This window comes from Micromonospora sp. NPDC006766 (genome assembly GCF_040636055.1).
Taxonomy (GTDB): domain Bacteria; phylum Actinomycetota; class Actinomycetes; order Mycobacteriales; family Micromonosporaceae; genus Micromonospora.
Genome location: NZ_JBEYIX010000037.1, coordinates 46,839 through 58,260, shown reverse-complemented (window position 1 = coordinate 58,260; position 11,422 = coordinate 46,839). Strand labels below are relative to the sequence as shown.

Annotated in this window: 10 protein-coding genes; 9 read left to right on the top strand and 1 reads right to left on the bottom strand. The window is 72.8% G+C overall.

What is annotated here, in order from left to right; genetic code table 11:
• Positions 1–44 precede the first annotated feature (44 nt).
• The gene (locus ABZ671_RS24195) at positions 45–1,388 is read right to left on the bottom strand and encodes a glycosyltransferase family 4 protein (protein ID WP_357862067.1); all 1,344 of its coding nucleotides are present in this window, start codon (positions 1,386–1,388) and stop codon (positions 45–47) included.
• A gap of 24 nt (positions 1,389–1,412) precedes the next feature.
• Between ABZ671_RS24195 and ABZ671_RS24190 the strand changes: the two genes are divergently transcribed.
• From ABZ671_RS24190 to ABZ671_RS24150, 9 genes are all read left to right on the top strand, one after another.
• On the top strand, positions 1,413–2,273 hold the full coding sequence (locus ABZ671_RS24190) for a DNA-formamidopyrimidine glycosylase family protein (RefSeq protein WP_357862065.1): 861 nt from the start codon (positions 1,413–1,415) through the stop codon (positions 2,271–2,273).
• Between the two features lie 324 nt (positions 2,274–2,597).
• Positions 2,598–4,097 carry a sugar transferase gene (locus ABZ671_RS24185; protein WP_357862063.1) on the top strand — a complete coding sequence of 500 codons (1,500 nt, stop codon included), beginning with the start codon at positions 2,598–2,600 and terminating at the stop codon, positions 4,095–4,097.
• Positions 4,098–4,128: 31 nt separating this feature from the next.
• On the top strand, positions 4,129–4,530 hold the full coding sequence (locus tag ABZ671_RS24180; RefSeq protein WP_357862060.1) for a hypothetical protein: 402 nt from the start codon (positions 4,129–4,131) through the stop codon (positions 4,528–4,530).
• Positions 4,531–4,548: 18 nt separating this feature from the next.
• Positions 4,549–5,766, top strand: a complete 1,218-nt coding sequence (locus ABZ671_RS24175) for a histidine kinase (RefSeq protein ID WP_357862058.1) — start codon at positions 4,549–4,551, stop codon at positions 5,764–5,766.
• Positions 5,767–5,797: 31 nt separating this feature from the next.
• The gene (locus ABZ671_RS24170; protein WP_357862056.1) at positions 5,798–6,589 is read left to right on the top strand and encodes a LytTR family DNA-binding domain-containing protein; all 792 of its coding nucleotides are present in this window, start codon (positions 5,798–5,800) and stop codon (positions 6,587–6,589) included.
• 135 nt (positions 6,590–6,724) lie between these two features.
• Positions 6,725–7,189, top strand: coding sequence for a hypothetical protein (locus tag ABZ671_RS24165; RefSeq protein ID WP_357862054.1), 465 nt, complete (start codon positions 6,725–6,727; stop codon positions 7,187–7,189).
• A 1-nt stretch (position 7,190) separates the two neighbouring features.
• Positions 7,191–8,831, top strand: coding sequence for a cation acetate symporter (locus tag ABZ671_RS24160; RefSeq protein WP_357862052.1), 1,641 nt, complete (start codon positions 7,191–7,193; stop codon positions 8,829–8,831).
• Between the two features lie 31 nt (positions 8,832–8,862).
• A complete protein-coding gene (locus tag ABZ671_RS24155; protein WP_357862050.1) occupies positions 8,863–9,627 on the top strand; it encodes an ABC transporter ATP-binding protein in 765 nt (254 codons plus the stop codon).
• Positions 9,612–11,303, top strand: coding sequence for an ABC transporter permease (locus tag ABZ671_RS24150; protein ID WP_357862048.1), 1,692 nt, complete (start codon positions 9,612–9,614; stop codon positions 11,301–11,303). Before ABZ671_RS24155 ends, ABZ671_RS24150 begins: the two co-directional genes overlap by 16 nt.
• The last annotated feature ends 119 nt before the right edge of the window (positions 11,304–11,422 follow it).

The window sequence follows — 11,422 nt, the reverse complement described above, 5'->3', positions numbered from 1 at the left end:
GAGGGGGGCGGGGGCGGGGGCGGGGGCGGGGGGCGGGGGCGGGGTTAGTGGGGGGTGGTGGGGGGTGGGGGGGTGGTGGTGTAGGTGTTGATGAGGCGTTTGGTGACCACGTCGGGGTGGAAGGTGCGCTCGTAGCGGGCTCGGGCGGCCGGGGCGAGCGCCGCCGCACCGGCCCGGGCCACGGGCAGGGCGGCGGCCAGCGCGGCCGGATCCGGGGCGACCACCCAGCCCGCCTCCCCCGACTCGATGCCGGCCGGTATTGCCGGCCGGCCGGCGTCAATGGGTGCCGACGCCACCCGAGCCGACCCGGATCCGGCGGGCTCCGGCACCGTCCCGGCCGGCCCCGGCGCAGCGAACGCCGAGGCCGCCTCGGCCGGACCGGTACCGGCGGGCTCGCGCGAAGTGTCCGCGCCGACCAGGTACGGGATGCCGCCGAGCGCGGTGCCGAGCACCGGCCGGCCGCTGGCCAGCGCCTCGATGATCACGGTCGGCAGCACGTCGTGCCAGGTCGACGTCGCCAGCACCACGGCGCTGTCGGCCAGGGCGGCACGCACCCCGGCCCGGTCGAGCGGGCCGAGGAAGGTGAGGTCGGCCCGCTCGGCTGCGGCCGCCTCGACCAGCGGGCGCAGCTCACCGTCACCGGCGATCCGCAACGGGCCGAGCGCGCCGTCCGGGTGCCGCCGCCACGCCTCCAGCAGCAGGTCCAGCCCCTTCTCGGGACTGAGGCGGCCGAGGAAGAGGAAACCCTCGCCCAGCGGGGCCGGCGTACCCGGGTCGGGAATCGCGTTGGGCTTGACCACGATCCGCTCGTCCGGGATGCCGTAGTCGCGCAGGTGGTCGGCGACGGCCGTGGTGAGCGCGATGAACCGGTCCACCGACCGCCACGTCGGCCGGTGCACGGCGAGCGTGGTCGCCATCAGCGCGCTCTGCACCCGGGAGCCCCGGTAGCAACGGTGCACGATCGCCGGCACGCCCAGCGCCCGGCCTCGGCAGTCCTGACAGATCACGCCGTCGCGGAAGTAGAGACCGGAGGAGCAGACCTGCCGGTAGTTGTGCACCGTCTGCACCACCGGCACGCCGCGCTTGTGCGCGGTCCGCACCACCCAGGGCGACAGCAGGGGGTACGGGTTGTGCAGGTGCAGCACGTCGGGGCGGTGCTCGACGAGCAGGCGGTCCAGGTCGTGCTGGGCCTTCGGCGCCCAGATCGGTGAGATCGGCAGCAGCGCCTTGGCGGGCTTGGACATCGACGGGATCTCGTCGGAGCTGCGGATGAACGGCAGCACCTCCACCCCGGCCGCGGTGAGCTGGGCGATCTCCGCGTCGACGATGGTGTTCTCGCCGGAGGGCTGGGCTTCCCGATACCGGTTGTGCGCCACCACGATTCTCACGGGAAAGAAGGCTACCGTTGTGACGTGCCCGAACTACCGGAGGTGGAAGCGCTCGCCGGCTACCTGCGCGAGCGGGCGGTGGGCCGCTGCGTCGAGCGCGTCGAGGTCGCCGCGATCAGCGCCCTGAAGACGTACGACCCGCCGCCGAGCGCGGTGTCGGGTCGGGCGGTGGTCGGCGCGGGCCGGCGCGGAAAGTTCCTGGACGTCCGCTTCGAGGCCGGGCTGCACCTGGTGATCCACCTGGCCCGGGCCGGGTGGCTGCACTACCGGGAGGCGTTCCCGTCGACCGTCCCGCTGCGCCCCGGCAAGGGCCCGGTCGCGCTTCGGGTACGCCTCGACGACGGCTCCGGCTTCGACCTGACCGAGGCGGGCACGCAGAAGAAGCTGGCCGCCTACCTGGTGACCGATCCGGCGCAGGTGCCCGGGGTGCAGAAGCTCGGCCCGGACGCGCTCGACGCCGACCTGGCCACCTTCGCCGAACGGATGCGCAGCCGGCGGGGGCAGGTCAAGGGGGTGCTGACCGACCAGGCGGTGCTGGCCGGGGTCGGCAACGCGTACTCGGACGAGATCTTGCACGCGGCGCGGCTGTCCCCGTTCGCGATCACCGACCGGCTCACCGACGACCAGCTCGCCGCGCTGCACGGCGCGACCCGGGCGGTGCTCGGCGACGCGGTGCGCCGCTCGCTGGGGCAGCGGGCCGCCGAGCTGAAGGGCGAGAAGCGCTCCGGCCTCAAGGTGCACGCCCGGACCGGGCTGCCGTGTCCGGTCTGCGGGGACACGGTGCGGGAGGTGTCGTTCGCCGACTCCAGCCTCCAGTACTGCCCCACCTGTCAGACCGGCGGCAAGCCGCTGGCTGACCGACGGTTGTCTCGCCTCGTACGGTGAGTAATCGCACCCGGCGATTACTGAGCGGAATGGACCAGGGATCGTCAAAGGTCCCACTCGCGTCTCTACCCGGGCCGCAATCCATCGGTATAGTGGCCCGGTCCCCGGCTTCACAACCGATATGGAGCCGGCCAGATCCCCGCGTGATCCAGTGAGCGGCTTCCTTCCCGGTGGCCCGTTCTGACCGGGCCCGCGTGGGAGACTGGGACGGTGGGCGACGCGGGTCCTCACGGCGAGTGAGGGCGCGGGTCATGCGGGAGGACATGGGTTGAGGTGACGACAAGCCTCCAGCGCCCGGTAACCAACACAGGCCGGAGCGAAAGCGTGCGGCACGTCGACAGCTTCGAGATCCAGCCGCCGACTCCGCCGTCGCACAACGGCGTGCCGCGGTCGGCATGGGCTCGTGCCCGCCGCCGGGTGTCCCGCTGGCACCGCCCCTACATCGCCTTCTTGCTCCTGCTCGATTTCGCCGCCGTGGTGCTGGCCGACTGGATCGCCCAAGACGCCTTCGGCCAGGCCCGGGCCGGCTTCGGCAACGCCACCTGGTTCTACACGGTGGCCTTCCTGCTGCTGCCGCTCGGCTGGCTGATCATCCTCTGGGGCAACCGCGCCTACGACCGGCGGTACCTCGGGCTCGGCCCGGACGAGTTCAAGCGGGTGACCCGCGGCGGAATCGCCGTCGCCGCGACCGTCTCGTTCATCGCCTTCGCCACCAAGACCGGCCTCTCCCGCTGGTCGGTGGGTTTTGCCCTGCTTGGGGCGCTGGTCCTGATCCTGCTGGGGCGGTTGGTGGCCCGGCTCGCGCTGCACACGGTCAGACGCCGGGCCGGGCAGGCGGGGCACCGGATGGTGCTGGTCGGCACCCTGCCGGAGTGCCTGGAGGTCTACACCGCGGTCACTCGCAACCCCGGTGCCGGCCTGGTGCCGGTCGCCATCCATCTCACCGACGGGTACGCCGCCGCGCGCGGCATGGAGACCCCGGTGCCGGTCTACGCCGGCCGGGACGTGCTCGCCCTGGTGCGGGAGGTCGGCGGGGACACCATCGCGGTGTGCGGCTCGGCCAGCGCTGAGCCGGGCGAGCTGCGCCGGCTGGCCTGGCAGCTGGAGGGCTCCGGTGTCGACCTGGTGGTCGCACCCCAGCTCACCGACATCGCCGGCCCCCGGGTGCACATCCGCCCGATCGAGGGCCTGCCCCTGCTGCACGTCGAGGAGCCGACCCTGTCGGGCCCGGCGCTGCTGGTCAAGAACCTGATGGACCGGGTGGCCGCCGGGCTGGGCCTGATGCTGCTGATCCCGCTCTTCCTGGCGATCGCGATCGCCATCCGGATCTCCGACCCCGGGCCGGTCTTCTTCCGGCAGCGTCGGATCGGGCACGAGGGGCAGACCTTCCAGGTCTGGAAGTTCCGCACCATGTACGTCGACGCCGAGGAGCGACTGGCCGGCCTGGTCGACCAGAACGAGACCGACGGCATGCTGTTCAAGATCAAGGAAGACCCGCGGGTGTTCCCGGTGGGCCGGTTCCTGCGCGCCACCTCCCTCGACGAGCTGCCCCAGCTGATCAACGTGCTCTGGGGCGAGATGTCGCTGGTCGGGCCGCGTCCGCTGCCCGCCGACGACGGCGACTTCCTCGGCGACGTCCGCCGCCGGCTGCTGGTCCGGCCGGGCATCACCGGGCTCTGGCAGGTCTCCGGCCGCTCCGACCTGTCCTGGGACGAGGCGGTCCGGCTCGACCTCTACTACGTCGACAACTGGTCGCTGGCCTACGACCTGAGCATCCTGTGGCGGACCGTCGGGGTGGTGCTCGCCCGCAAGGGCGCGTACTAACGACACCGCACCACCGGGGTGGCAGGGGCTCATGTTGAAAGCAAACGGCAAGTGGCTGGCGACTGGCGCCGCAGCTTCCGTCCTCGCCTGGATCGCGTTCATCACGGTGAAGGTTGCCCTGACACCGGAGCCGGGGGCGGAATCACCGCAACAGCTCGCGAAGGACTTCCACAGGGCGGTCGCCGACAATGACGTCGAGCACGCCAGATTGTTGATCAAGGGCGATCCGGGTAAGGACCCGGTCGGTAGAACACTGGCAGCGGCTAGGTGCTCGGCCGAACCCGCCGCCGTTGCCGAGCAACGGGGTGACCACTGGTACATCGTCATCCGCACGGAGGCGGGAATCGAGTGTGGCGATCTCCCAGCAGCGCGGCACGCTGATCGCTGGTTTATCGACCTGTGGGCTGATCCGCTTCGGCCGGTCCACTCATAGTGGGGTCAGGATCGCTCCGTGAGTGGCAACCTCTCCGCCGTCTTCGGCGTCGTGTCGCTCGTCACCGCGCTCGCCGCGGCGCTCTGGGCGGTCCTGCGGCTGCGCGGACGACGGGGCATCGCCACGGCCACCCAGCGGGCCACGTACGAGGTGCTGCACACCGCCGGGTTGGCGGCCGAGCCGCTGCGGGCCGGGCTGGACCCCGCGGGTGCGGCGAAGGCCGTACGCCATCTGCGGGCCCTGGTCGGCGCAGCCGGCCTGGCCCTGACCGACCGGGAGGCCCTGCTCGCCCTCGACGGGCGCGGCGCACACCACGGTGACCAGTTGCTCGCGGCGGCCCGGCGGGTGGTCGGCTCCGGCCGGTCGACGGTGCTGCGCGATTCGGAACTGCGCTGCGACCTGGTGGACTGCCCGGTCCGAGGTGCCGTGCTGGCACCGCTGAGCGCGGACGGCCGGGTGGTCGGGGCGCTGGTGGCGATCGCCGACGAGCAGCCGGCCCCCGGGCTGGTGCAGGCGACCCTGGAGACCGCGCACTGGGCCGGCGACCAGCTCGCCCTGGCCGAGCTGGACTCGTCCCGGGAGCGCCTGGCCCGGGCCGAGGTACGCGCCCTGCGCGCCCAGATCAGCCCGCACTTCATCTACAACGCGCTAACCGCGATCGGTTCGTTCGTCCGGACCGACCCGGAGCGGGCCCGGGAGCTGATCCTGGAGTTCGCCGAGTTCACCCGCTACTCGTTCCGGGCGCACGGCGAGTTCACCACCCTCGCCGAGGAGCTGCGCTCGATCGACCGGTACCTGACCATCGAACGGGCCCGGTTCGGCGAGCGGCTCCAGGTACGGCTGCAGATCGCCCCCGAGGTGCTGCCGGTGACCCTGCCGTTCCTCTGCCTCCAGCCGCTGGTGGAGAACGCGGTCCGGCACGGGTTGTCCCGCAAGCCGGGCACCGGCATGGTGAGCATCGAGGCCCGGGACGCGGGCGCGGAGTGCCACATCACGGTGGAGGACGACGGAGTGGGAATGGATCCGACGACGCTGGCCACCGGCATCGCCGAGCTGGCCGGCAGCGACCCGACCGTCGACCCGGGCCAGCACGTCGGCCTCTCGAACGTCGACGAGCGGCTCCGGTCGGCCTTCGGGGACCGGTTCGGCCTGGTCGTCGAGACCGGCCTGGGTTCGGGTACGAAGGTGAGCATGCGGGTGCCGAAGTTCCACCCGGGCGTACGGGCGGGCTCGTGAGCGAGCGCAGCGAGCGAACGGGGCCAGCACAGTGACCGCATCCGCTTTCCTTCGGGTGCTGGCGGTGGACGACGAGCCGCCGGCGCTGGACGAGCTGGCGTACCACCTGCGGGCCGACCCCCGGGTGGCCCGGCTGCACACGGCGGGCGACGCGACCGAGGCGCTGCGGGTGCTCCGCGACGGCGACGTGGACGTGGTCTTCCTCGACATCCGGATGCCCGGGCTGGACGGCATGGAGCTGGCCCGGGTGCTGCGACGGTTCGCCCGGCCGCCGGCGATCGTCTTCGTCACCGCCTACGACGACGGCGCGGCCGACGCCTTCGACCTGGGCGCGACCGACTACGTGCGCAAGCCGGTACGCGCCGAGCGGCTGGCCGAGTCGCTGCGCCGGGTGATCGGCGCCCGGGTGGTGCCCTCGCACCCGGCGGCCCTGGCCCGCGCCGACGAGGACCCGACGATCCCGATCGAGCTGGCCGGCACTACCCGGCTGCTGCCCCGCTCGGCGGTGCGCTGGGTGGAGGCCCAGGGCGATTACGCCCGGCTGCACACCGCGGACGCGTCACACCTGGTCCGGGTTCCGCTGGCCACCCTCGCCGAGCGGTGGGCGGACGCGGGTTTCGTGCGGATCCACCGGTCGTACCTGGTGCAGTTGCGGCTGATCGCCGAGCTGCGCCTGGTCAACTCCGGCTACGTGGTGGTGGTCGACGGCACGGAGCTACCGGTGAGCCGCCGGCACACCCGGGAGCTGAAGGACAAACTGGTCCGGGCCGCGAAACAGGACTGGAACCGCCCAGTAACGCCGGTCCGGGGGCAAATGCCGTAACGACAACCGTGCGCGCATCCACCGGGTTATCCACAGGAGTGAGGCGTTTTCCACAGGTTGCCCACAGGCCGGGGCCCCGGCGGTCGGCAACCGACACCACTTGACATTTGCGTTGATCAGGCGAGACTGCCGGAGATGACCGGAACGGACGAGCGGGGCGCTCCGGGGCGGCCAGCTGCCGCTCCGGCGCCGGCCCCGCGCGTGGCCGAGCCGGCCCCGCGTGCCGCACAGCCGCGCCGGCGGGCCCGGATTGTGCTGGCCGAGGTGTCCCGCTCGGGCAGCCGGGCGGACCGCACCCGGTCCGAGTTGACCCAGCAGACCCGGGTCGGCGAGGCCCTGGTCCGCGGGCTGGTACGCGCCCAGCTTGCACTGGCGCTGCGGCTGAGCCTGCTGGTGCTGGTCGGGTTGGGCGGCCTGCCCTGGCTCTTCGCCATCGCACCCGCGCTCGGGCGCACCACGGTGCTCGGCGTCAACCTGCCCTGGCTGCTGCTCGGGGTGGCCGCCTTCCCGTTCCTGATCGCGGTCGGCTGGGCGTACGTGCGGCTGGCGGAACGGAACGAGCAGGACTTCACCGACCTGGTCCAGCGACCGGAGCGCTGAGGTGGGCAACGGGTTCGTCGTCCCGGCGATCGTGGCGGTCACCCTGGTCACCGTCGGGATCGGCTTCTACGGGCTGCGACTGGCCCGGACCACCTCCGATTTCCTGGTCGCCTCCCGGGCGGTCAGCCCGACCTGGAACGCCGCAGCGATCGGCGGGGAATATCTGTCGGCGGCGAGCTTCCTGGGCGTGGCCGGGCTGATCCTCAAGTACGGCGTGGACGTGCTCTGGTATCCGGTCGGTTTCGCCGCCGGCTATCTGGCGCTGCTGCTCTTCGTGGCCGCCCCGCTGCGCCGCTCCGGGGCGTTCACCCTGCCGGACTTCTGCGAGGTGCGGCTCGGCTCGCGCCGGCTGCGGAAACTGGCCACCCTCTTCGTGATCTTCATCGGCTGGCTCTATCTGGTGCCGCAGCTGCAGGGGGCGGGGCTGACCCTGTCGACGGTGGCCGGCTCGGCGTACCCGGTGGGTGCGCTGCTGGTCGCCGTGGTGGTGACCGCGAACGTGGCGCTGGGCGGGATGCGGGCCATCACCTTCGTCCAGGCGTTCCAATACTGGTTGAAGTTGACCGCGCTGGCCGTACCCGCGATCTTTCTGGCGTTGCAGTGGCAGGCCGACGCCCGCCCGGCGGTGACCCCGCCCGACGGGCCGGCGTTCCGGACCGCGACCACCGTCGTGGTCGAGCACCGCGCGACCCTCACCTTCCCCGACGGCGACGTCCGGCAGGTACGCCCCGGCGACCGTCTCGACTTCGCCGCAGGCGACCCGGTGCCGGAGGTCTCCGGCACGGCCATCGACGCGACGGACTGGCTGCTGCCGGCCACCGCCGGGAAGGACGACCGAGGGTTGTTCGGCACGTACTCCCTGATCCTGGCCACCTTCCTCGGCACCATGGGCCTGCCGCACGTGCTGGTGCGCTTCTACACCAACCCCGACGGCGCCGCCGCCCGGCGCACCACGCTGGTGGTGCTCGCCCTGGTCGGTCTCTTCTATCTGCTGCCCACCATCTACGGCGTGCTGGGCCGGATCTACACCCCGCAACTGCTGGTCACCGGCCACACCGACGCCGTGGTGGTGCTGCTGCCCGAGGCGGCGCTCGGCGGCGGCACGGCCGCGCGGCTGCTCGCCGCGCTGGTCGCCGCCGGGGCGTTCGCCGCGTTCCTCTCCACCTCCTCCGGGCTGCTCACCAGCGTGGCCGGCGTGATCTCCACGGACGTGTTGGGCCGTGGCTCGGTACGCGGTTTCCAACTGGCCACGGTGATCGCCGGCGGGGTGCCGGCGGTGCTCGCGCTGAACGTTTCCGGGCTGGACGTCTCCGAGGTGGTCGGGCTCGCCTTCGCGGTGGCCGCGTCGAGTTTCTGCCCGCTGCTGGTGCTGGGCATCTGGTGGCGCGGGCTGACCGACCTGGGCGCCGCCGCCGGGGTGCTGGTCGGCGGCGGCGCCGCAGTCACCGCAGTGCTGGTCACGGTGCTGGGCCCGCCGCTGTCCGGCTGGCCGGCCACGTTGACCGCCCAGCCGGCCGCGTGGACGGTGCCGCTGGCGTTCGGCGTGATGGTGGCGGTCTCGATAGCCACCCGACGTCGCCTGCCCCGCGACGTCGGCACCACGATGCTCCGCCTGCACGCCCCCGAAACGCTCCGCTTGTAAGGCCGTCGCGTCGGCGAGATACGGTCGGGCCATGACCCATGAGCATCCCGCGCTGTCTCTCCGTGGCCTGGCCAAGCGGTTCGACACCAAGATCGCTGTCGCCGGGGTCGACCTGGACGTGCCGACCGGGTCGTTCTACGGGTTGCTCGGCCCGAACGGGGCCGGCAAGACCACCACCCTCTCCATGGCCGTCGGCCTGCTGCGGCCCGACGCCGGCCAGGCCCGGGTGCTCGGGTACGACGTCTGGGCCGACCCGGTGCACGCCAAGAGCCTGCTCGGCGTGATGCCGGACGGGGTGCGGCTTTTCGACCGGCTCAACGGCGCGGAGCTGCTGGCGTACCACGGTCTGCTGCGCGGCATGGACCCGGCCGTGGTCGACCAGCGCGCGGCGGAGCTGCTGGACGTGCTGGCGCTGACCGACGCGGGCCGCACTCTCGTGGTCGACTACTCGGCGGGCATGAAGAAGAAGATCGGCCTGGCCTGTGCGCTGTTGCACGGCCCCCGGCTGCTGGTGCTCGACGAGCCGTTCGAGGCGGTCGACCCGGTCTCGGCGGCGCTGATCCGCGACATCCTGCACCGCTACGTCGTCGGCGGCGGCACGGTCGTCTTCTCCAGCCATGTCATGGAGGTGGTCGAGCGGCTCTGCTCGCACGTGGCGATCCTCGCCGACGGGCGGATCAAGCGGGTCGGCACGCTCGACGAGGTACGCGGCGCCCGCTCCCTGGAGGAGGTCTTCGTCGAGGTGGTCGGCGGGCGGACCGCGACCGGTCAGGAGCTGTCGTGGCTGTCCCGGTGACCGCGCCCGAGCGGCCGGCCCGGCGGGTTTCCGCCCGGCACTTCGTCCGGCTCAAGCTGCGGGTGCTCGGCAACAACTTTCGCGGCCAGGCGTGGCGGATCGCGCTCTTCATTGTCGGCGTCGTGGTCGGGCTCTGGGCCGCCACCGGCGGATTCTTCGCCCTGGCCGCGCCCGGCCTGACCGACGAGCCCCGGTACGCACTCATGGTCGCGGCCTTCGGCGGGGGCCTGCTGGTGCTGGGCTGGCTGCTGCTGCCGCTGGTCTTCTTCGGCGTGGACGAGACCCTCGACCCGGCCCGGTTCGCGCTGCTGCCGCTCTCCCGCCGCACCCTGGTCACCGGCCTGTACGCCGCCGCCCTGGTCAGCGTCCCGGTGTTGGCGACACTGATCGCGGTCGCCGGGCTGGTGGTCACCGCCGGCGCGCTGGGCGGCTGGGCGGCCGCGCTGGTCGCCGCCGTCGGGGCGGTCGCCGGGGTGTTGCTCTGCGTCGCCGCCGCCCGCGCGGTGACCAGCGCCTTCGCCACCATGCTCCGCTCCCGCCGGGTACGCGACCTGGCCGCCGTCCTGCTCGCGGTGCTCGCCGCACTGCTCGGGCCGTTGCAGATCATGGTGATCGCCGCCGTCAACCGGGCCGACTGGGACCGGCTGACCGGCGCGGCCCGCGTGGTCGGCTGGACCCCGTTCGGGGCGCCATGGACCGCCGGGATCGACGTGGCCGAGGGGCGGGCCTGGGCCGCCGCCGTCAAGCTGCTGATCACCGTGCTGACCGTTGGCTCGTTGTTGTACTGGTGGTCGCGCTCGCTGGAGTCGGCGATGGTGGGTGCGGCCAGCGCGGGCCCGGCTCGCAAGCAGCGCGGCACGGTCGGCGGGGCGGTCGCTCAACTGTTCCCGCGGGTGGTCGGCTGGGCGCGGCGGGACCGGTTCGGCGCGCTGGTGGCCCGGGAGTGCCGCTACTGGTGGCGGGACGCCCGCCGGCGAGCCAACCTGATCACCATCGCGGTGGTCGGCATCTTCGTGCCGGTGATGGTCAACCTCGGTGGCGCCGGCTTCGCCATCAGCGCCGAGGAGGGCTTCTCCGTCACCGGTGAGCAGTCGTCGGTGCTGGTCAGCCTCTCGATGGTCTTTGTCGGGGTGCTCGCCTCGGTCACCCTGGCCAACCAGTTCGGCTTCGACGGCAGCGCGTACGCGGCCAACGTGGTGGCCGGCGTGCCGGGGCGGCTGGAGCTGCGCGCCCGGATGGCCGCATTCTCGATCTACGTGGTGCCGATGCTCGGCGTGGTCGCGATCATCGTGGCCACCGTGCTGGGGCATCCCGGGTGGCTGGGGGCGATGGCCGGCGCGCTGTTCGCCGCGTACGGCGCCGGGCTGGCGATCAACGGATTCGTCTCGGTGCTCGGCGCGTACGCGCTGCCCGAGACGAGCAACCCCTTCGCCATGAACACCGGCGCCGGGGTGGCGAAGAGCCTGTTCACCCTGCTGTCCATGATCGCCTCGGCGGTCGCGGCGGTGCCCATGGTGGTCGCCGCGGCGCTGCTCGGGGAGGCCTGGCTCTGGCTGGCCCTGCCGGTCGGCCTGGCGTACGGGCTGGGCGCCGCGCTGCTCGGCGCGTACCTGTCCGGGGACGCGTTGGACCGCCGGCAGCCGGAACTGCTCGCGGCGGTCACGCCGCGCCGCTGACGTCGGTGCGGCGGCCAGAGCCGACGCGAAATTGGAGGCGCGGGACCCCCCTCGCATCGATATGATCAAGCACCTCGATGGCAAAGAGGCCGTCGCCTACGGGGGAGGTGCATTGGGTC